This window comes from Achromobacter anxifer (assembly GCF_903652925.1).
GTDB classification, from domain to species: Bacteria; Pseudomonadota; Gammaproteobacteria; order Burkholderiales; family Burkholderiaceae_B; genus Achromobacter; species Achromobacter anxifer.
On the sequence record NZ_CAHLAR010000003.1, the window covers coordinates 662,956 to 689,384 of the forward strand.

26 protein-coding genes and 2 tRNA genes are annotated in these 26,429 nt (G+C 64.5%); 23 read left to right on the plus strand and 5 right to left on the minus strand.

All coding sequences use genetic code 11. From position 1 onward, the window contains the following. Positions 1-249 precede the first annotated feature (249 nt). From HWY37_RS12335 to HWY37_RS12405, 15 genes are all read left to right on the plus strand, one after another. Positions 250-3,045, plus strand: coding sequence for an ATP-binding protein (locus HWY37_RS12335; RefSeq protein WP_246302267.1), 2,796 nt, complete (start codon positions 250-252; stop codon positions 3,043-3,045). A gap of 7 nt (positions 3,046-3,052) precedes the next feature. After that, on the plus strand, positions 3,053-4,279 hold the full coding sequence (locus HWY37_RS12340) for an EAL domain-containing response regulator (protein ID WP_175205137.1): 1,227 nt from the start codon (positions 3,053-3,055) through the stop codon (positions 4,277-4,279). A 34-nt stretch (positions 4,280-4,313) separates the two neighbouring features. After that, on the plus strand, positions 4,314-6,959 hold the full coding sequence (locus HWY37_RS12345) for a hybrid sensor histidine kinase/response regulator (RefSeq protein WP_176088727.1): 2,646 nt from the start codon (positions 4,314-4,316) through the stop codon (positions 6,957-6,959). 133 nt (positions 6,960-7,092) lie between these two features. Then, the gene (locus HWY37_RS12350; protein WP_176088728.1) at positions 7,093-7,896 is read left to right on the plus strand and encodes a hypothetical protein; all 804 of its coding nucleotides are present in this window, start codon (positions 7,093-7,095) and stop codon (positions 7,894-7,896) included. Between the two features lie 169 nt (positions 7,897-8,065). Beyond that, positions 8,066-8,578, plus strand: a complete 513-nt coding sequence (locus HWY37_RS12355) for a CS1 type fimbrial major subunit (RefSeq protein WP_175205140.1) — start codon at positions 8,066-8,068, stop codon at positions 8,576-8,578. Positions 8,579-8,774: 196 nt separating this feature from the next. Continuing rightward, on the plus strand, positions 8,775-10,907 hold the full coding sequence (locus HWY37_RS12360; protein WP_246302268.1) for a TcfC E-set like domain-containing protein: 2,133 nt from the start codon (positions 8,775-8,777) through the stop codon (positions 10,905-10,907). Positions 10,908-10,935: 28 nt separating this feature from the next. Next, on the plus strand, positions 10,936-11,619 hold the full coding sequence (locus tag HWY37_RS12365) for a pilus assembly protein (protein WP_176088730.1): 684 nt from the start codon (positions 10,936-10,938) through the stop codon (positions 11,617-11,619). Then, positions 11,616-12,791, plus strand: a complete 1,176-nt coding sequence (locus HWY37_RS12370; protein WP_176088731.1) for a hypothetical protein — start codon at positions 11,616-11,618, stop codon at positions 12,789-12,791. The genes HWY37_RS12365 and HWY37_RS12370 overlap by 4 nt, the downstream gene beginning before the upstream one ends. A 92-nt stretch (positions 12,792-12,883) precedes the next feature. Next, complete coding sequence (locus HWY37_RS12375) at positions 12,884-13,933, plus strand: hypothetical protein (protein WP_176088732.1); 1,050 nt, start codon at positions 12,884-12,886, stop codon at positions 13,931-13,933. Between the two features lie 8 nt (positions 13,934-13,941). After that, positions 13,942-14,445, plus strand: coding sequence for a hypothetical protein (locus tag HWY37_RS12380; RefSeq protein WP_175205145.1), 504 nt, complete (start codon positions 13,942-13,944; stop codon positions 14,443-14,445). A 19-nt stretch (positions 14,446-14,464) separates the two neighbouring features. After that, positions 14,465-15,019: a hypothetical protein gene (locus HWY37_RS12385; RefSeq protein ID WP_175205146.1), complete on the plus strand. Its 555-nt coding sequence runs from the start codon at positions 14,465-14,467 to the stop codon at positions 15,017-15,019. Between the two features lie 80 nt (positions 15,020-15,099). After that, a complete protein-coding gene (locus tag HWY37_RS12390; protein ID WP_246302269.1) occupies positions 15,100-15,708 on the plus strand; it encodes a hypothetical protein in 609 nt (202 codons plus the stop codon). 134 nt (positions 15,709-15,842) lie between these two features. Next, positions 15,843-16,478, plus strand: coding sequence for a ProQ/FinO family protein (locus HWY37_RS12395; protein ID WP_175205148.1), 636 nt, complete (start codon positions 15,843-15,845; stop codon positions 16,476-16,478). A 147-nt stretch (positions 16,479-16,625) separates the two neighbouring features. After that, positions 16,626-16,701: transfer RNA gene (locus tag HWY37_RS12400), tRNA-Gly, on the plus strand. 55 nt (positions 16,702-16,756) lie between these two features. Beyond that, positions 16,757-16,830: transfer RNA gene (locus HWY37_RS12405), tRNA-Cys, on the plus strand. Between the two features lie 99 nt (positions 16,831-16,929). On the opposite strand, the gene HWY37_RS12410 is transcribed toward HWY37_RS12405, so the two are convergent. Both HWY37_RS12410 and HWY37_RS12415 read right to left on the minus strand, forming a co-directional pair. Then, a complete protein-coding gene (locus HWY37_RS12410) occupies positions 16,930-17,388 on the minus strand; it encodes a hypothetical protein (RefSeq protein WP_175205149.1) in 459 nt (152 codons plus the stop codon). Beyond that, positions 17,385-18,359 (minus strand): D-2-hydroxyacid dehydrogenase family protein, encoded by a 975-nt coding sequence (locus HWY37_RS12415; protein WP_175205150.1) that lies wholly within the window; start codon positions 18,357-18,359, stop codon positions 17,385-17,387. The genes HWY37_RS12410 and HWY37_RS12415 overlap by 4 nt, the downstream gene beginning before the upstream one ends. 98 nt (positions 18,360-18,457) lie before the next feature. On the opposite strand from HWY37_RS12415, the gene HWY37_RS12420 reads away from it, so the two are divergent. The 3 genes from HWY37_RS12420 (at position 18,458) to HWY37_RS12430 (ending at position 20,399) form a co-directional block, all read left to right on the plus strand. Next, entirely contained in the window at positions 18,458-19,369 is a 912-nt protein-coding gene (locus HWY37_RS12420) for a LysR family transcriptional regulator (RefSeq protein WP_175205151.1), read from the plus strand. 113 nt (positions 19,370-19,482) lie between these two features. Beyond that, complete coding sequence (locus HWY37_RS12425) at positions 19,483-19,806, plus strand: hypothetical protein (RefSeq protein WP_175205152.1); 324 nt, start codon at positions 19,483-19,485, stop codon at positions 19,804-19,806. Between the two features lie 2 nt (positions 19,807-19,808). Then, positions 19,809-20,399 (plus strand): DUF2946 family protein, encoded by a 591-nt coding sequence (locus HWY37_RS12430; RefSeq protein WP_176088734.1) that lies wholly within the window; start codon positions 19,809-19,811, stop codon positions 20,397-20,399. A gap of 5 nt (positions 20,400-20,404) precedes the next feature. Here HWY37_RS12430 and HWY37_RS12435 read toward each other — a convergent pair whose 3' ends face one another. Both HWY37_RS12435 and HWY37_RS12440 read right to left on the minus strand, forming a co-directional pair. Beyond that, complete coding sequence (locus tag HWY37_RS12435; protein ID WP_373418141.1) at positions 20,405-20,869, minus strand: nuclear transport factor 2 family protein; 465 nt, start codon at positions 20,867-20,869, stop codon at positions 20,405-20,407. A gap of 96 nt (positions 20,870-20,965) precedes the next feature. Then, positions 20,966-21,367 carry a DoxX family protein gene (locus tag HWY37_RS12440; protein WP_175205154.1) on the minus strand — a complete coding sequence of 134 codons (402 nt, stop codon included), beginning with the start codon at positions 21,365-21,367 and terminating at the stop codon, positions 20,966-20,968. Positions 21,368-21,496: 129 nt separating this feature from the next. Here HWY37_RS12440 and HWY37_RS12445 point away from each other — a divergent pair, with 129 nt between their 5' ends. The 5 genes from HWY37_RS12445 to HWY37_RS12465 all read left to right on the plus strand — a co-directional run bounded on the left by HWY37_RS12445 (position 21,497) and on the right by HWY37_RS12465 (position 25,677). Then, entirely contained in the window at positions 21,497-22,429 is a 933-nt protein-coding gene (locus HWY37_RS12445) for a LysR family transcriptional regulator (protein WP_175205155.1), read from the plus strand. A gap of 10 nt (positions 22,430-22,439) precedes the next feature. Beyond that, entirely contained in the window at positions 22,440-23,021 is a 582-nt protein-coding gene (locus tag HWY37_RS12450) for an NUDIX hydrolase (RefSeq protein WP_175205156.1), read from the plus strand. Then, complete coding sequence (gene aat, locus HWY37_RS12455; protein ID WP_175205157.1) at positions 23,018-23,788, plus strand: leucyl/phenylalanyl-tRNA--protein transferase; 771 nt, start codon at positions 23,018-23,020, stop codon at positions 23,786-23,788. The genes HWY37_RS12450 and aat overlap by 4 nt, the downstream gene beginning before the upstream one ends. 41 nt (positions 23,789-23,829) lie before the next feature. Next, the gene (locus HWY37_RS12460) at positions 23,830-24,567 is read left to right on the plus strand and encodes an arginyltransferase (RefSeq protein WP_176088735.1); all 738 of its coding nucleotides are present in this window, start codon (positions 23,830-23,832) and stop codon (positions 24,565-24,567) included. Between the two features lie 69 nt (positions 24,568-24,636). Continuing rightward, complete coding sequence (locus tag HWY37_RS12465) at positions 24,637-25,677, plus strand: quinone-dependent dihydroorotate dehydrogenase (protein ID WP_176088736.1); 1,041 nt, start codon at positions 24,637-24,639, stop codon at positions 25,675-25,677. Between the two features lie 160 nt (positions 25,678-25,837). Here HWY37_RS12465 and phaP read toward each other — a convergent pair whose 3' ends face one another. Beyond that, positions 25,838-26,416 carry a TIGR01841 family phasin gene (phaP, locus tag HWY37_RS12470; protein WP_175205160.1) on the minus strand — a complete coding sequence of 193 codons (579 nt, stop codon included), beginning with the start codon at positions 26,414-26,416 and terminating at the stop codon, positions 25,838-25,840. Positions 26,417-26,429: the final 13 nt, after the last annotated feature.

Sequence of the window (26,429 nt, forward strand, 5' to 3'; positions counted from 1 at the left end):
AATAAGTGACGCTTGTGGATACCATCCGCCGATAACAACTTGACACGTTCATGCCGCCCCTGGGCTCGGCGCTCAACCCGCCGCCGCCGCACCGCCCGCCGCATTGCCTAAAATTCGCAAAAATCCCGCTAAGCCTTTGATATTCATTGGACTTTCCCGGTAACTTTTGAGAATTTTCTTATCCTGGGGGATAGCACCGGCCCATACCATCGCTGCATGACGGCCTCCCCCAGCCTCCCCGATGGATTCATGCCGGCAACCTCCCGGCTGCCCATGATCCTGCTGCACCTGCTCGCCCTGGCGCTGCTGGCGTGCATCCTCGTGGGAACGATGCTGTCCATGTATTGGTCGTTCAGCGATGAAGTTTCCAGCTACCGCCGCCGCATGAACGCCGCCGCCGACAAGGCGCAGATATTCTTCGACCAGCGTGAAGCCCTGCTCCGGTCCCTGGCGGCCTCCTCGGTGCGCAATACGGATCGCATGCAAGCGCACGCCGCGCCCGGAACTTTTGGCGAAACCGGGCAAATCAGCGTGCTTCCATTGCTCGACGACGCCGACGCCTATGAGTGGGCGCTGATACTCACGGGCCGCAACCGGGCTGACGTCGCGGCGGCCAATGCCCGCATCGTCTATACGACGCTGGCGGGCCCCGGCACGACGCGGCAGGCGTTGGACGACACAAGGGCGCCAAGGCACGGCATCTCCGCCAGCACCGGACAATCGCTCTACGAGACCCTGGCTACGCACCGGCCTGCGCCAGACCCGGACGGCCGCGCGCCCATCATCTGGATCCGGCCCTTGACGGAAACGACCGATCATCTATTTCTCTACACTCCCCTGGACTCGACGGGGCGGGAGCAGACCTGGCTGGGACTCGAGGTTGAAGGCATCGCCTCGGTCATCGCGCCGGAACACGCAAGCGACAGCGCAAGCTACGCGCTCTACGACAGCGACGGCCAGGTAGCCTTGCGCGGCGGTCCCTCGCCTTCCGCCCTGGGATCAGCAGCGGCGGGACTGGCTCGCAATTCCTTCGGATTTCTGGGCGGCAGCTGGCTGCCCCATAGCCTGGCGCTGAGCAAGACCGTCGGCGAGGCCGGCTGGCGGCTGGTTTACTACGTGCCGACTGGGGACGTGCTGCGGCATGGCGCGACGTCCTTCTGGACCGCCGGGGCCGTCGCGGCCTGCCTGAGCACCGTTGTCCTGCTGGGAGTGCGCCACATCCGGGAAAAGCTGGTCTCGCCCTCGATCCGGCACCAGACGGCGCTCATCGACAGCCTGGCCCTGAACCGGAAAATCATCGAAGTCGCGCCTATCGGACTCAGCCTGGTGCGCCCCGCGGACGGCACCCAAGTCATGTCGAACGAGGCCGGCCGCCGCCTGCTGGACGCGCACGAGAGCTGGCGCCAGGACATCCGCCACGCGGGAGTCCAGGCCGGCCGGCACGAGTACCAGCTGGACGACGGACGCACAGTCTGCCTGACTTACGCCGCGACCTGCTACCAGGCCGAGGAGGTGGTGATATGCGCCATCAGCGATATCTCGGCGCAGAAGGAGGTCGAGTGCACCCTGCGCGATGCCAAGCAGGCCGCGGACCAGGCGAGCGACGCGAAAACGCTGTTCTTTGCGACGATCAGCCATGAGATACGTACCCCGCTGTACGGCATCCTCGGCACGCTGGAACTGCTTGCGCTCACGCCCATGAGCAGCCAGCAACAGCAATACCTGCACACCATGCAGCAGTCTTCCTCGACCTTGCTACGCACCATCAACGACACGTTGGACCTGTCCCGCATGGAGGCCGGCCACGAGGACCTGATCATCTCCGAGTTCTCCCCGGCCGACCTGCTGGAAAAGGCGGTGGCGAACTACGCCGCCCGCGCCCAGGGCAAGGGGTTGCTGATCTTCTCGGTGGCCAATACCGGCATGCCGGCAACGGTGAAGGGAGATCCAACCCGGCTGCTGCAAATTCTCAACAACCTCGTCAGCAACTCGGTCAAATTCACCGAGGCGGGCCGCGTCGTGGTGCGCGCGGCGGCCAGCTGCGCCGAATCGGGCAAGGTGACGCTGCGCTTCCAGGTTACGGATACGGGAGTGGGCATACGCGCCGAATCTCAAGTCCAGCTGTTCGAACCCTATTTCAGGGCGCATTCCGGCGTGGAGCAAGACATAAGCGGCACCGGACTGGGCCTGACCATCAGCCGGCGCCTGGCCGACCTGATGGGGGGCAGTTTATCCGTCGTCAGCGACGTGGGCCTGGGCACCAGCATCACGTTCGCCATTGCATTGGAAGTGACCGAAATGGAACCGGCCTCGCCTATCCTGCTGCGACGCAGCGCCGTATACGTCAGCGGAGCGATCCCCGAAGTCGTGGCGAACACCTGCGCCTGGCTGAACAAATGGGGCGCCATCGCCCTGCCGTATCGCGGCCAGGCCCAGGCTCAGGAGTCCGAACATGCGGTCCTGGTGCAGACCTGGCCGCCCGCGCAACCGGAGCCGTCCTGGAGCAGAAGCAAGGTGCGCGTGCTCGCTCCCGGCGCGGACCATGCCTCGATCGCCGCGCACGGGGGCCGTCTCGGCATCACGAGCCAGGACAATCCCTTCAGCATAGGCGTCGCGGTAAGCATGGCCCAACACGGCCACGAACAGACCTTGCTGCCGCCGCCCCACGCGCCGCGCGTATCGCTGGGACTGCGGATCCTGGTCGTCGAGGACAACGCGATCAACCAGGTCATCCTGCGCGAGCAGCTCGAACATCTGGGCTGCGCGGCCACCATCGTCTTCAACGGCCGCGAAGCATTGCAGCGGTGGGATCCGGACCAGTACGACGCGGTGATAACGGACATCAACATGCCGGTGCTCGACGGCTACGAGCTGGCGCGCGCGCTGCGCGGGCTCTGCTACCGGGGAACCATACTGGGTGTAACTGCCAGCGCCGCGCCGGAAACCATCAATAAGGGGCTGGAAGCCGGCATGAACCAGGTGCTGCTGAAACCCCTGCCCATCGTCGCCCTGACCGAAACCCTGCGCGCATATGCAGAAGGCTGAATAGAACATGCTGTCCAAACTCAAAGTGCTGGTGCTGGATGACCACGCCTACCAGTGCGTCCTGCTGAAAGACATGCTCGAAGACGCTGGCTTCAGCCACGTCGACACCACGCTCGACGCGAACGATGCCCTGGAACGGATACGCAACGAAGGCCATCACCTGGTGTTGATGGATGTCGACATGCCCGGAATGGACGGCGCGCAATTCATCCATGAACTCGCCAACCAGGACCTGAATCCGATACTGGCGATCGTCACGGGATGCTCACGCCGGATGAGCAACAGCATCGGTCTCATGGCCAAGGAGCGCGGCTTCGCGGTGCTGGGCAGTTTCATCAAGCCCGTCTCCCCGGAGCAGATCAACGGCCTGGCGGCGAGCCTGCTGAGAAAACCGGCCGCGCCTCAGGCCGCGCAGTCCGGCTCCGGCTGCATCCGCCCCCTGCTTGACAGGCGCACGGTTGAAGACGCCCTGCGGGACGGCAGTATCCAGGCCTGGTTCCAGCCCAAGAAATCGCTCATCTCCGGCAACATCGTGGGCGCCGAAGCGCTGGTCCGCTGGCAGCACCGCGAATTCGGCCTGATGCTGCCCGCCTCGTTCCTTCAGTCGCTACGGGCCCACAAGCTGGATCGCGAACTGCTCATGCGCATGCTGGGCGACGGCTTGAAGGCCTATTCCATCTGGCGCGATCAGGGATACCGCATCCCCATCTCGGTCAATCTTTCCGCCAGCCTGCTGGACCTGCCGCAACTGCCGGACGAACTGCATGCCATGGTCACCAGACTCGACGTTCCCGCCGCTGACGTGACCTTCGAACTGCTCGAGGACGACATGCCGGCAGTCGCCGGCCAATTCCACATGGGCGCGAGCCGGCTGCGCCTGAAGGGCTTCGGACTGTCGCAGGACGACTTCGGCAAGGGCTACAGCTCGATGTACAGCCTGATCTCCACGCCGTACACCGAAGTGAAGATCGACAGGGCCTTCGTCAACGGCGCGGCGGCCGACGAGGTAATGGAAGCCGCCCTGGTGGCATCGATTCAGCTGGGACGCCAACTCGGTCTGCAAGTGACCGCGGAAGGCGTGGAGACGGTGGAGGACCTGCAGCTGCTGCGCCGCATCGGATGCGACGTGGCGCAAGGGTTCCTGATTTCCGCCGCCGTCAACGTCACGGCATTCAGCGAACTGCTGGCCTACGAGCCCAACCCCTACTTCACCCCATTGTCCCCTCCGCACTAGGACAAGGCCCGCCGACAGCCTTCCGATACTGGATATGCCGCTGAAGAAAAACCCCTGCCGCCTGCGCCGCCTGAGCGCCGCGTTCCTCCGCTTCCTTCCCCTTGCCCTGTTCTGCGCCGCCGCACTCTACTGCGCAGGGCAGCAAGTCCTGCGGCAGCAGGCAGACCTGTTGCAGCTGGACTTCTCGACGCTCGCCCGCCATCTCGATCGCCAGGAAACCATGCCCGCCGGGCTTGAACGGCCTCTCCATGACCAATTCTGGCTGGTCGGGATCGAAGGAGACGTGCTGTTGGGCGACGACGCATTGCCGGCCATGGAGCGCCTGGGCTTCCGCTATGCCGCCGACGGGCTGATCCTGAAAACCACGGACAGCACAGGCTCCTGGACCGGCTACTACAAGCTGAAGTACGGCAGCCTGTTGCGAGCCAATGCCTGGCTGTCCGCCTGCGCGCTGCTGCTGTTGTCCGCCGGTCTTTGCGCCTGCACCCAATTCTGGCTCTGGCACCGCCGCCATGTCGCCGAACCGGGGAACGCGGCGCGGCGCGCGCTCGCGGAATGCGAGGCGCTCGGCCGGACCTTGTTCACCACGGTTCCGTGCGCGCTGTGCGGGCTCTCGCGCGCCAACGGCCGCCTGGTCTTCGCCAATGCCCTGGCGTTGCAATGGCTGGGCGCGGGCAAGGGCCAGACCTTGCCGGACACGCAAGATGCGAAACAGCTCTTGCGCCTGGCCCGCCTGGCGCAAGAGCCCGGCCACATGGCGACGTTCAATACCCCTGATGGCAGGTCCCTGGCCGTCGCTTATGCGCCTACCCGGTACCGTGGGCAGGACATCGTGTTTTGCGCCTTCGCCGACATCAGCGCCCGCGCCGAAATGGACCGCCTGCTGGGCAGCGCCAAGGCGCAGGCCGACAAGGTCTATCAATCCGGCGCCGGCATCCTTGCCACCATCACTCAGGAAATTCGCACGCCTCTGTATGGAATGCTGGGCACCCTGGAAGTGCTGGGCATGACGCCGCTGAACGAAGAACAGCGGCAGCAGGTCGAGCGCATCCAGAGCGCCTCCGCCAAGCTCCGGCAGTTCCTCGGCAGTCTGCTCGACATCGCCCGCATGGAGGCCGGCCAGTTTGCCCTGGAAACCAGCGCATTCGACCCGCGCAAACTCATGGAAAGCGCGGTGGCCCAGCATGCCGCATTGGCGGAACGGAAAGGACTGCTCATCTATGGTTGCCTGGACACCTCGGTGCCCGATTGCGTCAGCGGCGATGCCGGCCGCATCCGGCAAATCCTCGGCAACCTGCTGAACAATGCCATCGAGTTCACGGAGTCCGGCCATGTCGTCGCCCGCATGCGCGCCCAGGGTTTGCCAGACGGCAAGGTGCGCCTGGACCTGCAGGTTTCCGACAGCGGAATAGGCATCGACGCCGCCGGCCAGGCCAGCCTGTTCGCAGCCTTCCAGCAATCCGGCGCTGGCTCGCGCGCGGCTCATGGCGCGCGCCTGGGCCTGTACCTGTGCGACCGCCTGGCGGCGCTCATGGGCAGCCGCATCCGGATCGTCAGTGAACCCGGACTGGGCAGCAGTTTCTCCCTCTCGCTCCTGCTGAACCAGGCCGACGCACCACCCGCCCCGGTTCCCCAGTTGCAGGGCCTGCGCGTGCTGGTGCGCAGCGCCCGCAAGGAGGCCAGCGAGAACATATCCCAATGGCTGCGGCTATGGGGAGCGCAGTCCCGCACGGTTCCCCCAGGCAGCGTCGCGCATGGCGACGAAACCTGCGTGCTGGTCGACCTGGCGCTGATCCGGAACACCGAACCTGCGCCATGGAAAGGCCCGCACATTCTGGCCGGAACGGCGCGCGGCAACGGCGCCCTGGTGGACCGGCACTCCACACGCCAGATAGGTTATGCCATACAGCAGCTCATGTCGGGCGCGGCCGGCGCGCTGCCGCCCGACCCAGGCCCCTTGAACCTGCGGGTACTGGTCGCCGAAGACAACCCGATCAACCAGGCCACGCTGCGGGATCAACTCAAGCGCCTGGGCTGCCGCCCCGTACTGGCGTCGAACGGCGCCGAGGGCTTGGCGTTGTGGAAAATCCAGCCCTTCGACCTGGTCATGACGAATATCGGCATGCCCGGCATGGACGGCTATGAATTCGCCGGCGCGCTGCGCGCCCTAGGCGCCGAAATACCTGTCGTCGGCCTGCTGGCGAATCCGACCAAGGCGGAGAAGCAGCGCTGCATGGCCGCCGGCATGGACGCCTGGCTGGCCAAGCCGATCAGTCTGCGCGCGCTCAGGCAACAGTTGCAGGCCTATGCCGCGGCGCGGACCGCCACGGAGAGTATTCCCGCCGCGGTGCAACGCACAACCGCCGGACCGCCGCTTCCTGGCGCGCCTGCGATTCCCGCCAAATACAGGGCTGTTTTCCTGGAAACGATGGAGCGCGATATCGCCCGCCTGGAAGCGTCGAGGAACAGCGGTGACGGCGCGGACGTCCGCGCCGCGTTGCACCGGATACGCGGCGGCCTCGCCGCCGTGCACATGACCCACTTGTCACGCCAGGCCGAAGACCTGGAAACGCAGCTGCGCAAGGGCGGACTGGACGGCGCGATGCCCGCACGCCTCGCCGCATTCGTCACGCAATTGCGCGACAAGATGACCGAGATTTCCGGTGAAACGCAGGGCTGAAGCAAATCAGAAAATTCCCAAAGTCCACGCATCCGCTGGTTTCTAGAATCACATTTTGAAAACATAATGCGAACCCCGCGCGCCAAGCGCCGTCGCCATTCTGGCCAGGAACGCGCGGGCACGCACAGGAAAAATGGAATACGTCCCCAGCGGCGGCGCCGGCTCCACGCCCCAAAGTCCAGTTCCTTCGGGCACCGGTTATCAACCCATCTTTTCCGCGGACGGCCGGGTATGCGAATACGCCTTGCCCGATACGCCTGAAAGCCACGCACCGCCGCCGGATGACGCTCATGCGGCCATGAACGGACTGCGCGCCGCGCTGCTTCTCTTCCGTCAGGGAAGCCAAGGCATTCCGCTGTCCTTCGGCTATGACAGCCCGGCCGGTGTCTCCTCGTGGTCGGCCCGCGCCGTATGCGCGGAACTGAACCTGTCGCTGGACCAGAACCGCCTGCGCCTGCATTCCGGCCAAGCCGACGAAAGCATGCCAGACCTGAGTTATCCGGCGTCGCTGTTCACACTCAATATCCCCATGGCGTGGGATCTGCTTCCCGATGCCGAACTCTTCCGCAACCGCCACGACTTCGCTGCCGGCCTGCGGGTAAGAATCGGGCCGACACTGGTGGACGGCCGGCCCGCCTCCCATGGCGTTCTGCGCGTCGCGGGCGTGCACATGAAGATACCCCGGGGCTTCTCGCAACACCCCATGCTTCACGCCAGGTTCTTTTCGCTGCTCCAGCGCGCGCAGGCATTCAAATTGCCGGTGCTGATCATGGGTACCGATGACGCCACCGATTTCCATTGGATGCGCGCCTTCCCCAACCTGATGTTCCAGGGTGAGCTGCTGTCCTCGCGCATCGGCGCGGACAGCCTGGATCTGATGTTGGCGATGGGAGGCGATAGATGGCGGGACTTCAAGGTGGGCAGCCGCTATCCGTGATCGCGGCATATGGCTTTTCCGGGCACGAAGAACAAGAAATTTCTCAGACCTCGAAGCGCCTCGAACAGAGATGATGCATGGCATTGGATGTTCACAAGACGTCCGGTACCCAAACCCGCCTTCACCACCCCTCGAAGGCGCTCATTCAACATCAACTCCCGGTTCCCCTATGAAACTGAGCAAGATCCTGATCGCCATGGGATTGGCTGGCGCGTTTGCCGGCATGGCGCACGCGGCCCCCGTCTCCAAGACCATCACCCTGACGGCCCAAATCAACGACGCGATTTTCGTTTCCAAGCCCGACGGCTCCACGTGGTATGGCACGGAAGAACTCGACGCCAAGGACTACAAGCAGGCTGAGTTCACCAAGACCCTGCCGATCCGCGTCTGGACCAAGGGCGCCGCCTTCAATGTGTCGTTGGCAAAGCCCCTGCAGCTTTCCAACGGCGTCTACCAGATGACCGACTCCAAGGTTTCCATCACCCAATCCACGGGCGAAAACGAGGTGAAATTCGGCTCGGCGGTGAAGGTTGTCCAGGTCGCGCAGAAAACCGACGGCTACGACGAACAGCATGACCTGAAGATCTCAGTCAAGGCTCCCACCAAGGCCGCCAACAGCACCCTCAGTACCAACGGGAGCTACAGCGGCGATCTGGTCCTGCTGTTCGAACCCGCCCCGTAAGACTGCGCCGCCCCCCTTCATCCAGGGCCCCTGTCGGGGCTCTACCTCCCCATTTGGATTTCCGGGCATGCACGCTCATCGGGTCCCCCATTGCCGAAAGAAACTGCTGGCCTGCACGCTTGCCGCCGCATCTGCCCAGGTCTTTGCGCAAACGAAGATCTCCTACGGCATACCCGAGGGATTCAGCGCAGTTGAAATGGACAACAGCGCGAGCTACGTCGCCACGTTCAACGGCAAGACGCTGCCGGGATTGATTGCCTATTCCCCGCAACGCAACCGACTCACGTTCGACCCCGTGAAGTACGCCGAGAACGGCGTGGCGCTGGAGGACGTGGAGGTCATCCGCAAAGTTGTCTCCGAGATCGACTACAAACAATGCGTCAACGGCTGCGACCTGCGCCTGGCGGAGCACTACGTCACCATCGACAAGATCCGCCGCACGCTGCAGATCCGAAGCTCGCGCGATGATTACCTGTCTCCCGCCACCACTTGGGGACTGGTCAACAATCAGTCGCTCGACCTGCGCGGCTCGTCTGACAGCTATCGCGCCTTGAACGTCAGCGGTTCGACGTGGCTCGGCCTGCCCATGCGCAGCTTCGGCTACATGAGCTGGTACGGCAGCCGCAACCGCATGCGCGGCCAGAGCAGCCGCGACCAAGGCATTTCGTCCTACTTCCTGCAGAAGAATTTCCAGAGCACCTATGTCCGGGCCGGCAAGCAGAACAGCCTCGACTACGCCTCGGGTTCAGTCGGTACGCTGCTGTCTCCCAGCTTCGACCAGTTCATCACCCTGGGCAGCCAGGACCATTTGCGTGCCAATCAAGACACGGGTTCGCTGGTGCTGTATTCCACCGCCGAGGGCAATTACGAGTTCTACCGCAATGGACGCCTGGTCCTCAAGCGCCCCGCCATACTCGGCCGCAATGAGATCAGCTTCATCGATCTGCCTGGAGGCTATTACCCGGTGGAAATCCGGCTGGTGGACCGCAACGGCAATCTGGTCAACCGCGAAACGCGCGACATCAACAACCTGAACTTCAACGGCGGCGGCCGCAACTCCTGGCATGTGACGGCGGGCAAGGAAATGGGCACCGACGGCCAGCTGTTCCAGGCCGCCGTCAGCCGCAACCTGAGCCAGTTCTACATGAATGCCTCGTTCATCGCCGGCGACCAATCCCGGTGGGCGAGCGAGATAAACGTCACGCGTCCTGGGCGGATCGGCACCGCGGAGATCACGCCCACGCTGGGTCTGCTTGGCGGCGAACGCGGCGCGGGCGGCTATTTCAACCTGTCGATGAGCGACCCCGTGCTGGGCAGCGCGACGCTCAGCCGGTACCAGAACAACAACATATCGCGCTTTTATTGGGGCGCGCCCAGCACCAGCCTGTCATACAGCAGGAGCCTGGGCGCGGTTGCGGTCGGCTACAACTACAACAAACACAGCCGCGGCGAAATACAACAGGCCGAGGCGCGCTGGAACTACCACCCCAACGGCCTCTGGTCGACTTTCTCGCTGGGCGTGCAGAAAGGCGGATACGGCCGGGGCGACGGCGGCTACGCCGTGTACTTCAACATGAGCTGGACCCTGGACAAGACGCAGGCCAGCTTCCGCGCGGCCCGCCAGGGCGGCGATACCCAGCTCAGCGGGGACTATCGCAAGGACTTCCAGGACAGCTACGGCAGCTCGACGGCCGGCGTCACGGTCAACCGGAGCAGCGCCAGCAACGGCATCAACCTCTACGGTAGCCGCTCCGGCACGCGCGGCGACGCGTCGCTCAGCCTGGGCCACAGCAGCTACGGCAGCAACGCCGATTTCAACTACCGAGGTATGGCCGCGGTCGGCGCGGAAGGCGTTGCGCTGGGACGCTACAACAGCAGCGGCAGCGCTCTGCTGCTGCAGACGCCCGACCTCGAAGGCACGCCATACGGCTTCAGCGTCGAGGGCCACCCGGTGGCTGGCGGCAGCACCTACGCCGTTCCGTTGAACAACTATCGCGACCTGCCGTTTGCCCAGGTGTCGAGCAATAACGAACACATGGACATGAACATCGAAGTCCCGGCCAACGTGGTGCGGGCCCATCCCGGCCAAGTCTATGCGGCGCAGGCCAAAGTGGCGATCAACATGATCTACAGCGGCATCCTGCTGGACGCATCGGGCAAGCCCGTGGGCGGAAAGATCCTCGAGACCGGCGATACCGCCTATTCCAACGGGCTGTTCTCGGTCGCCAGCAAATCCGTGCTGCGCGCGATCACGGTGGAGCAGCCTGGCCGGCGCTACGACTGCGACCTGTCGAACACTTTCAACGGCAGCTACTACCGCTGCCGGTAATTGAACACCTGAACAGGAAAACATAATCATGCGACGCACCACATTGCCACTGCTGTTCGGTTTGACGCTGCTGGCGGTAACCCAGGCGCGAGCCGAAGGCGAACTGATGGTCATGCCCGCCCGCCTGAAGGTCTTCAACGGCCACGAGTACGGCGTAACGCTCAAGAACCTGGGGGATGCGCCGCTCTATCTCTCGATATCGCTGATGAAGGTGACGAACCCCGGTCTCACCCCCGAAGACAAGGTGCCCTTGAGCGAGCTCGAGCATCCCGGCCTGCTGGCCAATGCGGACAAGCTGACGCTGGGGCCGGGTCAAAGCCGCGCGGTCAGCCTCAAGTCATTGTCCGTGCCCGCGGCAGAGGAGTTGTATCGCCTGTATGTAGTCCCGGTGAAGGCCATGCAGGTGGACGCGGCGCCCCAGGACAAGATCACGGCCCCCATGTCCGTCTCGGTGGGATATGGCGTCCTGATTCACCACATACCGCCTCCGGCTCAACAGCGGTCGGCCTGGTCCTATCGCTGTGAAAACGGGGGAGTGACGCTGGAGAACACCGGCAATGTGCATCTGTCCATCTCGGACATCTCAGCGTCTGACCGCAAGCGGCCATTGGGCAAAGCGGCTTTGTTTCCCGGCACGCCTCAGCACTTCGCGGAAAACCGCCTGACCGTGCAGATCGACGAAACCCGGCAAACCATTGATTGCCGCTCATGAACGCGATGACCAAGACCAAGCAGCCCAGCATGTGGCTACGCCCCATCGCCGACCGAGTGTGGATCCGGTTGGCGCCCGTGCTTCTGGCCGCAAGCGCGATCATTGCTGCCGGCAGCGCCTCGACAGCGCAAAGCATAAGTCAATTTACGCGTACAAGCATCAGCGATCTAACTGATGGCTATAGCAATTGCAGCTTAGGGCCTGCGCTTATCTTTGCCCCAGACTACAACTTCTCCTCGCGCTACCTAGCTACGGTACGACTCAAAAACGTCAAAGGTCATCTGGGCTCGCTAAATCCGGATTTCCGTTCACGGGCGATAGTCGTTTATATGTATGACGAGGACGGAAAACTCCTTCCTTCCACCCCCTGGCAGTTGCGCTACTACCCGGCCATGGGCGACAGCTTCGGTGTGCTTGGAGACAGGACTCTGCCGGGGCCTGTACCTGGTCGTGTGTTTTTTCCACTCGGCTGGGTGGAGTCCCAAGGACTTATGTCACCCTGGCGCCGACCGGACGCGAACTCGACGCTGGTAAATGCCTACGTTGGACTCAGTGACAGGATTCCTGGAATCGGCGACAGGCGTATGGTGCCGGCCATAGCCCTACGCGTCGCGAATATTACTGATTCGCCGTACGGAGTGTTAAGCGGCGCCGAACTTATCCTTGATACCAAGATGGTCTACATCAGGCGAGGCGATCCCCCCGGCGTTTGCCACACCATCCTGGATCCCACCAATCCGCCGCCCCCGCAAACGCAGATTGAGATGACCGCGCCGGACTGGAATCTGGGTGAATTGCCGCAAGGAGAAAAATCGAGCAAATCATTTCCCGCGCCCGCCGACCAGCTGTGCTTCGTCTACGACGGCCCGAGATTGGCAGGCTCGCGTCACTACGCCATCCACGCCACCAATCAAAACGGTCTTGCGAGCAACGGCTGGTATCAGCTCCGGCACCAGTCTTCGCCTGCCGACACGGTGCCCTACCGGGTCGTCCTGCAAAACGCGACGACCAATGCGGAAGTCGCACTGCCCAACAACAGCAATGTGGGCTCCACCTTGGCCGACAGCGGCCGCGAGTGTTTCATTCCCACATTCACGGCCGATACGCCAAGAACAGCGAAAGAAGGCGACTACAGCGACATGCTCACCTTCACGGTTGTCGCCCGGCCGTAAAGCCGGCCTTGAGCCTCCGCACCGCCGCACACGCCACTGCTGACCTTCGATTGCCGGGAATGAACGCATCAATCAGTGTAGGGACAACGCACATGAATCTCACCCCCATCAGGATACGGGTTCCGATGCGGCTCGCGGCCGCCCTGCTCGCAGCGGGTGCGGCCGCCCCTGGCGTTGGCGCCGGACCTTGGACTTTGGAGTACAGCAACGTCAGCAACGGCTACAGCAACTGCACGTACCAAGACAACAGCGACGGCACCAGCACGGTTGGGGTGACCATCAACTACAACAGCACCCGAGGACATCTGGGGCAGTACAACCGCCGCTTCTTCTCCAGAGGCGTCATGATCTACAGCTATGACATGAATGGCGTCCTGCAAAGCAGCCTTGGCATGGCCGACAAGATCTACAAGGTCTTCATGAATGACACTTTGCACATAGGCGAGTCGGCCAGTACATCTCCACTTGCCTATTCAATGTTTGGCTACGCGCCCTCGCACCCAAACCCGGGAGCCTGGCACAACGAGAACGCGCAAACCGTCAGGGTCAAGGTCATCCTGAAAAACACGCATTTCTCGGTTTGGCCCGCCGTGGGGCTGCGCGCCGGCAATATCACGTACGGCAACGATGTAGCCGAAATCAAAGGGCTGGCATACATCAGCAAGAGCAGTACCTCTGGCACATGTGAGGTCATCACCAATCCTGAGATTCCGCCTCCGCCGGATCCGGCGATAGCCATGAATGCACCCGACTGGAACCTCGGAGAGCTGCTGCTGGGGATGTCGACAGAGAAGCCGTTCAGCGGCGCAGCCGAACAGCTGTGCTTTACCTATGAGGGCCCCAGGCTGGCAGGAGTGCATTACGCAGTCAACGCCGCCAACCAGAACGGCCTGTCGGGCACCGGCTCTTACCAGCTCAGGCATCTGGCATCCCCCGCTGACGCCGTGCCTTATCGGGTCGTTCTGCGCAACACCTTGACCAATATCTCTGTAGAGTTGCCCAACAACCGCAACGTGGTCTCCACCTTTGGCGACAGCGGCCGCGAATGCTTCAACCCCACGTTCACGGCCGACACGCCGAAGACGGCGAAGGAAGGCGACTACGGCGACGTGCTCAACTTCACTGTCGTCGCGCAGCCCTAACCCACGCCATGAGCCCAAACGCCCTCCTCCAGCGGATCGCCCGTAGCGCCGCCTTTCTCCTTTTCGCGCTCGCCCTGCCCTGGCCTCATTGCGGCCTGGCGGCTGGCATCCTGCATCTGCCGCGCGCCGAGCTGCGGCTAGAATCCGGCAAGACGCCGGGCGAATTGCTGGCGGAAAACCGCGGTGACAGTCCCCTCTACCTGGATGTGGAGCAGCAGCTGTTGCTCAATCCCGGATCGATGCCGGAAGTGCTGGTGCCGGTTGGCGAGACGGAGCAGCCCGGCCTGCTGGTCACCCCCAACCGCTTGGTCCTGGCGCCTGGGCAAAAGTACCGGATGAACCTGCGCATCTTGACTCCGCCCGCCCGCACGCAGGTCTGGCGCATCACCTTCCGGCCGCGGGAGCGGGTGATCCTGGAGCCGGGCGAGGCCCATGGCAGCGCCGCCCCCCTGATCATCAACATGGCGTATGGCGTGCTGATCTATCAGATCGCCGAGAGCGCTCAGCCTTGAACCCAATAAGGACCCATACATGAACAGAATCGCAGCCCGCATCTGCCTGCTGCTGGCCCTGGGAATGCTGCCAGCGGCGGCGCCCGCCGCAACGAATATCGTGGTGACCGGCAAGACCACGAGCACGATCCGGGCCACTGTCAAGGCGCCCAACAGGCTGCTGATCACGGACGACAAGGGCGGCTGGTTCGATCAGGGCCTGGCCATGCAGCAGCCGCGCGGTTGGGACTCGCCCTATGAAACTCAAGCTCGCTTGCGCATCGTGTCCTCGAGCGGCGCGTTTCAGGTGCGCATGGACCGGCCGCTGGAGATCCGCAACGCCGCCAACGCGGCCCAGATGTTCCGCGACCCGAAGGTCACGCTGGCCTTGGAGGGCGGCGAACAGAAAATCCTGGCGGTCGGCAAGGATGCCAGATTCCAGAATCCGCCAGCCCTGGCCGCGGGCGAGGACTCCATCGGCTACTACGGCCTGGCGATTTCGGCCCTACCGCCAGCCGGCAGTTTCAAGGAAACCGCAGGCAACTATGTCGGCGAGTTGTCGCTGGTGTTTGAACCCGTGGCTCGCGGCCCCTGACGCGCGGCGCGCAATCCGATTTCGAGTAGAAGCAGATGAAACCTTCCCGCCTTCTGTTGTTATTTCTAGGGGCCGCACTTGTGGCGCCCGCGTCAGCGCACGTCGACGTGACGCCCAAGCTCGCGGTCGTGCAAGGCAAGCCGGCCTCGGTTTACATCGTCAACCGGGGCGATCGCGCGGAGTACGTATCCATCGCCTTGTCGCGCCTGCTCAACCCAGGCGTCGAGACCGAACAGGAACGCCTGGAGCCTGTCGCGCAAACGGAGCAGCCTGTGCTCTACGTTTCCCCCTTCAAACTGTCGCTCGCGCCCGGGCAGAGCAAAACCATCACGCTCAAGCCGCTGGCCGACGTGGAACAGGAACAGGTCTACCGATTGGATATCAAGCCGGTCGTCAACCTGCTGGATCGCGGAGGCGCTGGCACCTCCGGCGATGTCGTCGTCAGCCTGGCCTTCAGCACCTTGGTGCGCCTGCTGCCGCAACGTGAAACCTCGGCACTGACGCTGCGCTGCGAGCGGGAAGGCGCCTGGCTGACCGCGTCAGGCAACGTGCGCTATCAGGTCAAGGACGCCGTGGCGGATGGCCGGCCGGTGGATCCTTTCCACGTCTATCCCGGCACGCCCATCCTGCTGAAAGGCCGCGCCATACAGGTTCCCGGCCAGCCAGCCTGCCCGCCGTCCGGACGCTGAACCCTCCCGCTCCGCGCCCCTCGCGGCCGCCGCGACATGGCGTCGCCGCCACACACAGAGCCGTTCGACAGTGCTGCATTCGCGCACTTGCGGTAACCTTCAGCCTGAACAAATCTGAGGTGTTGGAAATAACAATGGGTTTTGAAAAACTTGCCGACCTGCGCGAGCAGCTGCGGGCACAGGCTCAAAAGGCGGTGCCGGTCCAACCGAAGGCGGCAGGCCGGACAAAGAAGCGGGAACCTGATCAAGCCAAGGCCGCGGCCCGGCCGCAGCAAAAGCGCGAGTCTGATCAAGCGAAGGCTGCCGCGCGCCCGCAGCAAAAGCGCGAGCCCGTCGACCCGGTTGTCGAGGCCATCTGGCGCCTGCAAAAGCACTTCCCGCAGGCTTTCCCCAAGAATCCCGCGCCCAAGCTGCCGCTCAAGCAGGGCATCCTGGCCGACGCGGCCCAGCATCTCGAAAAGCTGGGCATGACGGAAGAACAGCTCAAGCAAGCCATCGCCACCTGGTGCAAGGGCAGCCGCTACTGGAGCAGCATGGTCGCGGACGCCACGCGCGTCGACCTGCAAGGCCAGCCCGCGGGCACGGTCACGGCCGAACAGGCCGCCTATGCGCGCCGCCAGGCTACGCGCCGGCCGGCCGGCAAGGCCCGTCCCGCGAAGAAGGCCGCCGCGCCGGCTGCCACGCCCGCTGCCGCGCCTGCCGAGGCGTCCGCGCCTGAGGCTGCCCCCGAGTCCGCGGTCACCGCCCCGGTGTCCGGCGAGACGCCCTGATCGTCCGCCTGATCGGGCGAAAGGGGATTTTTAGCCTCTTCGCCCGGCCAGGCTACACAAGCCCGAAATTCTGTGTATAATTGCTGTCTTTGGTGAACACGGCCTTCTGACAACCAAATCAGACACCGCACCAAAATGCAGTGCCCTGCGGGAGTAGCTCAGTTGGTAGAGCGCAACCTTGCCAAGGTTGAGGTCGCGAGTTCGAGACTCGTCTCCCGCTCCAAATACAAAAAGGAAGCACCGGCCAAATCCGAGCTTCCTTTTTTCTTGCAAGTGCTGGCGCAATGGCAGAGTGGTTATGCAGCGGATTGCAAATCCGTGTACGTCGGTTCGATTCCGGCTTGCGCCTCCAGCGATTTCTGAAAACCCGCAGATGAAACTCTGCGGGTTTTTTGTTTTTCCGGATCCGGGCTGCGGGCAATAAGCTGCCGCCCCACCTCCGCGACACGGGCTAGTCAGCCCTGCCGGCAGCCAAGAACTCCAGACATCCCGCCTGCCAGGCGAACTCCACCTCGAACGATTCAGGATCCGACACGGCGCCGTAACCGCCCTGCCCGTAGACTGCGGCGTAGGCCGCGTATTCGGCTGCGCGCAGCGCCTTGCCAGCCAGGGCGCTGGCGACCGCATAGGTCGCCGACACCGCGGCGTGGCCACAGCCATCTATGGATGTCGACCCCTGGTGCCGGTTCGCCAGGCGCGCAGCCTGCGCGGAAACCTGCTCCAGCTGTTCGTGCCCGATCGCGCCGTCCAGATAGCGGCCCAGGCTCGCCAGGCAATCCTGGGCCTCCTGCTCTTCGAGCAGATGCTCGACCCGCTGCGCACAGGCGCGGCCGAAAGCCAGGCGCAGGCGTTCATGGTCCGCGGCATCCAGATCCAGCCGCTTCGCCAATCTCTCCAAGGATGCATTCATGACGTCACCACCTGCGGATTCACCATGTTCACCGGCCTGCCTGCCGCAAAGGCAAGAATCTGGTTGAACACGTCCTTGAATTGCAGATCCCATTCCTCATAGGTCACGTATCCGATGTGGGGCGTGCACAGGACGTTGGGCATCTGCAGCAGCGGATTCGCCGTGTCGGTCAGGGGCTCCTGCTCGAAGACATCCAACGCCGCCATGGCCGGGCGGCCGGCGCGCAGCGCCTGCAGCAATGCGCCGGGTTCGACCAGTCCGGCGCGGCTGGTGTTGACGAACAGCGATCCCTCTTTCATGGCCGCGAGATCCGCGGCGGTGACGATGCCCTTGGTGGCGGGAACCAGGCGCATATGCAGCGACAGCACATCACAGGAGGCGAAGAACTCCTGCCGGGAGCTTGCGACTTCGTAGCCGTCCTCGCGCGCGCGCTGCAGCGACTCGGGGCGGGCCCAGACCAGCACCCGCATGCCGAACGCCCTCGCGTAGCCTGCAACCACCCTGCCGATGCGGCCATAGCCGAAGATGCCCATGGTCTTGCCGCGGACGGTGTGGCCCACGCCGCATTGCCAGTGGCCCTGGCGCATGGACTCGACCTGTTGCGGCAGTTGCCGCATGGCGGCCAGCACCAGCGTCCAGGTCAGCTCCGCGGCGGCGTAGGAAGGCGTATCGGCATGCAGGTCGGAACAGACCAGGACGCCATGCTCGCTACAGGCGGCGACATCGATGTGGGGATAGACGCTGCGCTGGCTGATCAAGCGCAGCTTGGGCAATTTCTCTATCAGTTCGCGGCGTATGGTGGTGCGCTCGCGGATCAGGACCAGCGCTTCCGTATCGGCCAGGCGCTGCGCGAGCACGTCGGAATCTTCCGCGTGGTCCGTCCAGACGGTGACCTCATGATCACGCAGCAGGGAATAACAAGGGAGGCGACGCAGGGTATCGAACCAGTCGTCCAGGATAGCGATCTTCATTTGCCGTGGCTCGCAGGAAGGAAGTGAGTGCTCAATTTTTACGCGGCCCGGAGCTCCTCGTAAAATGAAATGATTTCGTTCATTGATGCAAAAAACCTATGAAACTGGACGTCCTGGGTGTTCAAGCGTTTGTGGCATTGGCTGAACGGGAAAGCTTCGGCAAGGCAGCCGAGTCGCTGTTCCTTTCGCAGGCGGCGCTGAGCCGCCGCATCAGAAACCTGGAAATCAATCTGGGGGTGCGCCTGGTCGATCGCACCACCCGCACGATCTCACTGAGCACTGTGGGCCGCAGCTTCCTGCCGCAGGCGCGGCGCCTGCTGGGCGAACTGGAAAGCGCGCTGCAGCAGATCCGGGAACAGCGGCAGGCGCTTGCCGGCAACGTGACCCTGGCCTGCGTGCCGACGGTGGGCGTGCGTTTTCTGCCGCGCGTGCTGGAAGCCTATGCCTCTGCCTTTCCGGACAACCGGGTCAGCGTGCTGGACCATTCTTCCGTGGGCGTGCAGCAGGCCGTGCTGGACCGCGCCGCCGAGTTCGGCATCGGAATCGCGGACCGGCTGGTGCCTGAAATCGAATACGAGGAACTGCTGCACGACCGCTTCGTGCTGGTTTGCAGGAACGAACACCGGCTGGCCCGGCGCAAGGCGGTTGCCTGGTCCGAGCTGGAGAGCGAAGCGCTGATCCTGCCTGGCGCGGGCAGCAGCAACCGCCCCCTGCTCGACGACCAACTGCCCGCAGGCATAGCCTTGCAGGCGCGTTTCGAGGTCCAGAGAAGCACCACTGCCGTGGGCATGGTGGCGGCGGGAGTGGGCGTGGCCATCGTTCCCGACCTGGCCCTGCAGCCAGGGGCCTATCCGATGCTGGCGGCGGTGCCCCTGGTGCGCCCCGCGGTGTCGCGGGCTTTCGTGCTGATGCGACGCCGCGGCAGCAGCCTTTCGCCCGCTGCCGAAGCGCTCCTGGGATTCATACGGCGCGAAAGGCGCTCGCAGCGACGCCCTGCCCCAGCGCAGTAAACCGCGGCTCGGGTACGATTGCGGCTTTCCGCCAGCATCTGGTTACGCATCCCTACGCGCCGTCAGTCGAATGATTGCTATGGTGACGCCGTTTGCAACTGATGACGGATCCCATGCGTACCATTCCGAACTCCCGAGCCCGCTCTTCCTCCGCGCTGCTGACGCTGTCCACGGCGGCGTTGCTCACGCTGGCCCCGATCGCCGCGCAGGCCGATTCGGACAAGCACCGCCATCGCCACGGCCGCGAGTACAAGGAACAATATTGGGACGGCGCCTGTAAGGTCGAGCGCAAATGGAAGCGCAATGGCGACTACCAGGAAAAGCGCAAGTGCCGGGACGACTACCGCCACGGCTATGTGCAGGTACCGCAGCCGGTGGCCGTGATGCCGGCGCCCGCCATCATCATCAACCCGCCCCCCATCATCATCCGCCCCTGAACATGGATCAATCGGTGAAGGACGCGCTAGCCCGCTGGCCCGACGTGCCGGCGGTGTACGGCTGGCTGTCGCTGGACGCGCGCGGCCGCTGGCGCCTGCATCCGCAGGGCCAGGCCGCCGCGGGCGGCCCGGGCGATTCCATCACCAATACCCAGATCCTGGAATTCATCAACCGCAACTACGAACACGACGACGCGGGCCGCTGGTTTTTCCAGAATGGTCCGCAGCGCGTATTCCTGCGCCTGGACGCCGCGCCTTACGTGCTGCGGCTGAGCGACGACAATCGCGGTCTGGTCACGCACACCAACCAGGCGGTCGACGCGGTCCGCGCGTGGAAACTGGACGATGCGGGTCAGCTGTATGCCATGACGCCCCTGGGCGCCGGCATCGTGCTGGATCGCGATCTGCCCCCTCTGCTGGAGAGCATGGCCACGACGGACGGCGCGCCGCTGCTCGATGGCCTGGCCGGACTCAAGCCCGGCTTGGAACTTCAGGCTGCCTGGCCGGGCGTCTATCCGGCGGCCCCGCTGGCATCGATCGCGCAGCGGGACGTGGCGCAGGCGCTGGGCTTCGATCCCGCGCCCCGCCCCTGAACCATTTAGAACATGCCGTTGGCGTTGGCGGACTGCTCGGGGATGGGCTGCACCGCATCCCAGTGCTCCACGATCTTGCCTTGCTCCAGGCGGAAAATGTCGATGATGGCGCTGCCGCGTTCGCCCGGTTGACGCACCGCGTGCACGTGCAGGATCACGTAGTCGCCATCGGTGAAGACGCGCTTGATCTCGCTATGCGACTGCGGGAACTTGTCGCGCAGGAAGGCGATGAACTTGCGGAAGCCTTCCGGTCCGTCCGCCGCGTTCGGGTTGTGCTGCACATAGCGGTCGCCCACGTACTTCAGCGCAGCATCCGCGTCCTTCTGGTTCAAGCCCTTTTCGTAAAAGGCCAGCACGGCCGCCTTGTTGGCAGCCTCCTGTTCGGCGGACGCGTGGGCGGCGGGCGACAGCGCCAGGACCAGCATGGCTGCGGCGGCTGTGCGCTTGATGAACGACATGGGCGTATGCATGAAAGCTCCGGAATGAAAAAGCGGCCGGGCCATTCTAGGGTCCGGCCGCCTCGTCGGCCACGTCCGTGGCGGTAGACAGTCTGATGCGCGCAGCGATCAGCCGCGGCCGCTCTTGACCAGCGCGAACTTGCCATCGCCCAGCAGCGCCAGCACGGCGGCCGCCACGGTCAGGAAGATCGGATATTCCCAGCCGCCGCCGGCGTTGCCAAAGCCCCAGCCATTGGGGAAATGCACCGTCGACGCCACGAACAGCTGCACCACGGCGATGGCGGCGACCCAGCGCGGCACGATGCCCAGGATCAGCAGCACGCCGGCGCCGACCTCGAAGAAGGTCACCGGATAGGCCAGCCAGCCGGCGAAGCCGATCTTGGCGAAGAACTGCGCGGTGCCGGGCAGCGTGAACACCAGCAGTTTGGTCAGGCCATGGGCCAGGAACATGATGCCGAGCGCCACGCGCAGCAGCAGCGCGGCATAGGGCGCGGTACGGGTATCAACCATTGCACTCTCCTAGAGCGTTGGGGAATCGCCCAGGACGGGAAGATTCTTGACGAGCGCTATTCTTACGATTCCAAAAACAAAGATAAACATGCAGAATTGCAAATTATTGTTCCCCGATAGGAAACAATCATGGACACGCACACCGCCATGCAGACCTATGCCAAGGTCGTGGAACTGGGTTCATTCGCGGCCGCGGCCGACAAGATGGGCCAGGCCCGCTCCGTGGTCACGCGCCAGATCGCCTATCTGGAGCAGAAGTACGGGGTGCGCCTGTTGAACCGCACCACGCGCAAGCTGAGCATGACCGATGCCGGACGCGCCTTCTACGAACGCGTGCGGCCGATACTGGCCGAAGTGGCCGACCTGGAGCTATCGCTGCAGGCCGAAGGACAGCGTCCCAGCGGCCGCCTGCGGGTGAGCGCGCCGGTATCGTTCGGCATCCTGCACCTGGGGCCCGCCATCGCGGAATACCTGCTGCGCTATCCCGACGTGGTCATCGACCTGGACCTGAACGACCGGGTGGTGGATCTGGTGGAAGACGGCTACGACGTCGCGGTGCGCATCGGGCCGCTGATGGATTCGTCGCTGGTGGCGCGGCCCCTGGCGCCACAGCAGCTGCTCGTCTGCGCCGCCCCCGCCTATCTGGAACGCCACGGCACGCCGCAAGCCCCGGAGGAACTGAAGCAGCACCGCTGCCTGCATTACGCCTACGCCAGCACCGGCAACGAATGGCATTTCGAAAAGGACGGGGTGACCCACCTGGTGCGCGTCAACGCAGCGCTGCGCGCCAACAATGGCGACGTGCTGCGCACCGCGGCGCTGGCTGGCCACGGCATCATCCTGCAGCCCGATTTCCTGGTGGGCGACGACGTGCGCGCCGGACGCCTGGTCGCGCTGCTCACCAGCTACGCCCACACGCCGATCTCCATGTACGCCGTCTATCCGCACCGGCGCTTTCTGTCACCCAAGGTACGATCCTTCGTGGAGCATCTGGAAGGCCGCTTCGGCGCCCCCTCCCCGGCCGTCCCGGGCCGGCGCGCCAGCACCCGCCGCAGCCGTTAGAATCGTACCCATGACCGCCAAATCGCCCCTCGAATATTTCCCCGCGCCGCGCCGTTCGCATTTCTGCAGCCAATGCGGCTCGCCCATCAGCCGCCGGGTTCCCGAAGGCGATAACCGCGAACGCGATATCTGCGATCACTGCGGCGCGATCCATTACCAGAACCCCCGGCTGGTGGTCGGCACCGTTCCCGTCTGGGAAAACCGCGTCCTGCTGTGCCGCCGCGCGATCGAACCGCGCTACAACACCTGGACCCTGCCCGCCGGCTTCATGGAGCTGGGCGAAAGCACCGCGCAGGGCGCCGCCCGCGAAACGCTGGAGGAATCCGGCGCGCGCATCAAGCTGGGCGATCTCTACACCATCATCGACCTGCCCCAGATCGACCAGGTGCATGTGTTCTACCTGGCCCAGGCGGTGTCGGCCGACCTGGATCCCGGCCCCGAAAGCCTGGAAGCCCGCTACTTCGACGAGTCCGAGATTCCCTGGGACGATCTGGCGTTCCGCACCGTCGCCACCACCCTGCGCCACTACTTCGACGACCGCAAGCAGGGCGTGTTCGCCCCCCATCACTACACCCTAGAATCGCACCGTTGAAACTGCCCTGGCTAGCCGTCGACACCCCCTTTCCGCCTGCGGAGTTTGCGCTTGCGGATCCCGACGGCCTGCTCGCGGCGGGCGCCGACCTGTCGACGCAGAGGCTGATCGCGGCCTACTCCAACGGCATTTTTCCCTGGTATTCCGAGGGCGAGCCGATACTGTGGTGGAGCCCGGATCCGCGCATGGTGCTGGCCGTGAAGGACTTCGCGCCATCGCATTCCCTGCGCAAGCTGCTGCGTCAGATCGCCAGCCAGGAACACGCCGCGCCGCGCGTGCAGGTGCGGGTCGACACCGCTTTCGCCACCGTGATGGCGCAATGCGCCGCGCCGCGCGACGGCCAGCCCGGCACCTGGATCACCGCCGCCATGCAGCAGGCCTACCGCGCCTGGCACGAGGCCGGCTACGTGCACAGCATCGAGACCTGGATCGACGGCGAGCTGGCCGGCGGCCTCTACGGCATCAGCCTGGGCCGCATGTTCTTCGGTGAATCCATGTTCACCCGCGCACCCAACGCCTCCAAGATCGCGCTGGCCTACCTGGTGCGCTACCTGGCGGCGCACGGCGTGGAACGCATCGATTGCCAGCAGCAGACGCGGCATCTGGCCAGCCTGGGCGCGCGCCCGATTTCGCGCGCCGCATTCCTCGAACACGTGCGCGCCGCCACGGCGCAATCCGCCGTGCCCTGGGTCCGCGGCACGCTGGACAGCGCCGGCCGCTTGCATCCCGACACAGCATCCGCCCCGGGGTTCGGCGTTAATATGTAGCCACCCCGCTGCGGGCTTGCCGCCGCATCGCGGGGTCCCCAATGAGCCAGCTCAAAGAACTTCCCTTCTCCACCCTGCAGTTCTACGCAACCGCTCCCTACCCTTGCAGCTACCTGCCGGGTCGCCAGGCACGGTCGCAGGTCGCCGCGCCCGGCCACCTGATCAATGCGGGCACCTATTCCCAGCTGGTGGAACAGGGTTTTCGGCGCAGCGGGCTCTTCACCTACCGTCCCCATTGCGACAACTGCCACGCCTGTATCCCGGTGCGCGTGGATGCGGCGGGCTTCGCGCCCAACCGCAGCCAGCGCCGCGCCTGGCGCGACCACCAGGGCCTGCAGTCGTTCGTCGCGGAGCTGGCCTGGTCGCCCGAGCATTACCGCCTTTACACCCGCTACCAGCAGGGCCGGCATCCCGGCGGCGGCATGGACGAGGACAGCCGCACGCAATATGCGCAGTTCCTGCTCACCAGCCGCGTCAATACCCGGCTGGTGGAATTCCGCGATCCGGAAGGCGCGCTGGTGATGGTGTCCATCATCGACGCGCTGGACGACGGCCTGTCCTCCGTCTACACCTTCTACGATCCCGATCTGCCCGGCAGCCTGGGCACCTACAGCATCCTCTGGCAGATCGAGCAGTGCCGCACGCTGAACCTGCCCTGGCTGTACCTGGGCTACTGGATCGCCGCCAGCCGCAAGATGTCCTACAAATCCAGCTTCCACCCGGCCCAGTTCCTGGTCGACGGCGCGTGGGGCGAACAGCCGGCGCCGCCACCCGCCTGAAGCGGACCTCCCTCGGGGAGCGCCCCGCAAGGCGCAGGACGGGCAAAATTCGCTCTACAATTCCGCCCCATGTCTATCCTCTTCCACGCCTATCCCCTGGCCCGCCCGGCGCTGTTCGCCATGGACGCGGAAACCGCCCACGAAGTCACCCTGTCGGGCCTGCAGCGCGCCTATGAATGCGGCGCCACGCGCAAGCTCATGCACGCGCAGCCGAAGGCGCCGAGCACGCTGATGGGATTGCAGCTGGCCAACCCGATCGGGCTGGCCGCGGGCCTGGACAAGAACGGCGCCTATATCGACGCGCTGGGCAACCTGGGATTCGGCTTCATCGAGGTAGGCACGGTGACCCCGCGCGCGCAGCCCGGCAACCCCAAGCCGCGCATGTTCAGGCTGCCGCGCGCCAATGCGCTGATCAACCGCCTCGGCTTCAACAACCAGGGCCTGGATGCCTTCCTGGCCAATGTGCAGCGCAGCACCTGGCGCAAGCAAGGCGGCATTCTGGGGCTGAACATCGGCAAGAACGCCGATACGCCGATCGAGCGCGCCGCGGACGACTACCTGATCGGGCTGGAAGGCGTATATCCGCATGCCGATTACGTGACGGTCAACATTTCCTCGCCCAACACCAAGAATCTGCGCGCGCTGCAAGGCGGCGACGAACTGTCGGCTCTGCTGGGGCAGCTGGCCGACAAGCGCCGGGCGCTGGAAGACCAGCACCAGCGCCGCGTGCCCATGGCCGTGAAGATCGCGCCCGACCTGACGCAGGAGCAGATCGACTCCATCGCGGAGATCCTGCCGCGCCACGGCATCGACGGCGTCATCGCCACCAACACCACGCTGTCGCGCGATGCGGTAACCGGCATGGCGCACGCCGAGGAAGCCGGTGGACTGTCCGGCGCGCCGGTGCATGAATTGTCGCTGGCGGTCATCCGCCGGCTGAAGGAGAAGCTGGGTGGCAGCCTGGCCATCATCGGCGTGGGCGGCGTAATGTCGGGCAAGCAGGCCCGCGAAAAAATGGCGGCGGGCGCCGACGCGGTGCAGGTCTATACGGGCCTGATCTACCGCGGCCCCGCCCTGGTGGGCGAATGCGTGCGCGCCGTGGCGCGCTAGCCGGCAACGGGCCCGGCATCCGTCGGCAGGACGGGTAAAGCGCGGGCAAAAGACGGGCAAAAAAAAGGGGCCACCCGGTGGGTGGCCCTAATTCCAGCTCTGCTCTGTCACTCAACAGTACTACATAACTGCGGTTTGCGCAGCATCGCGCGCCAAAAACTTAGGCGCTGCGACGGCTACGGCTGGCAACCTTGGTGGCGGCGTCGGCGGCGTCCGTGGCGGCCTTGAAGGTCGCGTTGGCGGCGGCGTTCAGGTTCGACTCGGCGACTTCAGCAGCCTGCTTGGCAGCCTTGGTCATCGAATCGTAGGCGCTGGTCGCGGTGGCCAGCGAGGACTTGATCAGGGCGACGGCGCTTTCCGAGCCGGTCGGGGCGTTCTTGGAGAACTGGTCGACGGCTTCGGTCAGTTGCTGCTGGCCTTCGGCGATCTGTTCTTCGGTCAGCTTGACCAGGCTGGTCTGCACGCCGGCGACGATGTCGTACACGTGCTTGGTGTAGGCCATGGCCTTTTCGGCGCCCGGCTGCAGCAGGCCCGAGGCGAACGCGGCGGCTTCCTGCGGATCCTTGACTTCAGCGGCTTGTTGCGACTTCTGGGCGACTTCGTCCAGGGTAGCCTTGACGACCTTCAGGTTCAGTTCGACCAGCTTTTCGAAGCCGGCGAAAACGGCCGATTGGGCGGCCACGATGGTGTTGATGCTGGCTTTTTGACGGTCCAGGACTTGTTGCGGGATGGCGCTCATAGAATGCTCCTTC

Excerpts from the sequence above, each read along its gene's own strand:
- HWY37_RS12335 (WP_246302267.1), top strand. The coding sequence starts at position 250 with ATGCCGGCAACCTCCCGGCTGCCCATGATCCTGCTGCACCTGCTCGCC.
- HWY37_RS12340 (WP_175205137.1), top strand. The coding sequence starts at position 3,053 with ATGCTGTCCAAACTCAAAGTGCTGGTGCTGGATGACCACGCCTACCAG.
- HWY37_RS12345 (WP_176088727.1), top strand. The coding sequence starts at position 4,314 with ATGCCGCTGAAGAAAAACCCCTGCCGCCTGCGCCGCCTGAGCGCCGCG.
- HWY37_RS12350 (WP_176088728.1), top strand. The coding sequence starts at position 7,093 with ATGGAATACGTCCCCAGCGGCGGCGCCGGCTCCACGCCCCAAAGTCCA.
- HWY37_RS12355 (WP_175205140.1), top strand. The coding sequence starts at position 8,066 with ATGAAACTGAGCAAGATCCTGATCGCCATGGGATTGGCTGGCGCGTTT.
- HWY37_RS12360 (WP_246302268.1), top strand. The coding sequence starts at position 8,775 with ATGGACAACAGCGCGAGCTACGTCGCCACGTTCAACGGCAAGACGCTG.
- HWY37_RS12365 (WP_176088730.1), top strand. The coding sequence starts at position 10,936 with ATGCGACGCACCACATTGCCACTGCTGTTCGGTTTGACGCTGCTGGCG.
- HWY37_RS12370 (WP_176088731.1), top strand. The coding sequence starts at position 11,616 with ATGAACGCGATGACCAAGACCAAGCAGCCCAGCATGTGGCTACGCCCC.
- HWY37_RS12375 (WP_176088732.1), top strand. The coding sequence starts at position 12,884 with ATGAATCTCACCCCCATCAGGATACGGGTTCCGATGCGGCTCGCGGCC.
- HWY37_RS12380 (WP_175205145.1), top strand. The coding sequence starts at position 13,942 with ATGAGCCCAAACGCCCTCCTCCAGCGGATCGCCCGTAGCGCCGCCTTT.
- HWY37_RS12385 (WP_175205146.1), top strand. The coding sequence starts at position 14,465 with ATGAACAGAATCGCAGCCCGCATCTGCCTGCTGCTGGCCCTGGGAATG.
- HWY37_RS12395 (WP_175205148.1), top strand. The coding sequence starts at position 15,843 with ATGGGTTTTGAAAAACTTGCCGACCTGCGCGAGCAGCTGCGGGCACAG.
- HWY37_RS12410 (WP_175205149.1), bottom strand. The coding sequence starts at position 17,388 with ATGAATGCATCCTTGGAGAGATTGGCGAAGCGGCTGGATCTGGATGCC.
- HWY37_RS12415 (WP_175205150.1), bottom strand. The coding sequence starts at position 18,359 with ATGAAGATCGCTATCCTGGACGACTGGTTCGATACCCTGCGTCGCCTC.
- HWY37_RS12420 (WP_175205151.1), top strand. The coding sequence starts at position 18,458 with ATGAAACTGGACGTCCTGGGTGTTCAAGCGTTTGTGGCATTGGCTGAA.
- HWY37_RS12425 (WP_175205152.1), top strand. The coding sequence starts at position 19,483 with ATGCGTACCATTCCGAACTCCCGAGCCCGCTCTTCCTCCGCGCTGCTG.
- HWY37_RS12430 (WP_176088734.1), top strand. The coding sequence starts at position 19,809 with ATGGATCAATCGGTGAAGGACGCGCTAGCCCGCTGGCCCGACGTGCCG.
- HWY37_RS12435 (WP_373418141.1), bottom strand. The coding sequence starts at position 20,869 with ATGCATACGCCCATGTCGTTCATCAAGCGCACAGCCGCCGCAGCCATG.
- HWY37_RS12440 (WP_175205154.1), bottom strand. The coding sequence starts at position 21,367 with ATGGTTGATACCCGTACCGCGCCCTATGCCGCGCTGCTGCTGCGCGTG.
- HWY37_RS12445 (WP_175205155.1), top strand. The coding sequence starts at position 21,497 with ATGGACACGCACACCGCCATGCAGACCTATGCCAAGGTCGTGGAACTG.
- HWY37_RS12450 (WP_175205156.1), top strand. The coding sequence starts at position 22,440 with ATGACCGCCAAATCGCCCCTCGAATATTTCCCCGCGCCGCGCCGTTCG.
- HWY37_RS12460 (WP_176088735.1), top strand. The coding sequence starts at position 23,830 with ATGAGCCAGCTCAAAGAACTTCCCTTCTCCACCCTGCAGTTCTACGCA.
- HWY37_RS12465 (WP_176088736.1), top strand. The coding sequence starts at position 24,637 with ATGTCTATCCTCTTCCACGCCTATCCCCTGGCCCGCCCGGCGCTGTTC.
- phaP (WP_175205160.1), bottom strand. The coding sequence starts at position 26,416 with ATGAGCGCCATCCCGCAACAAGTCCTGGACCGTCAAAAAGCCAGCATC.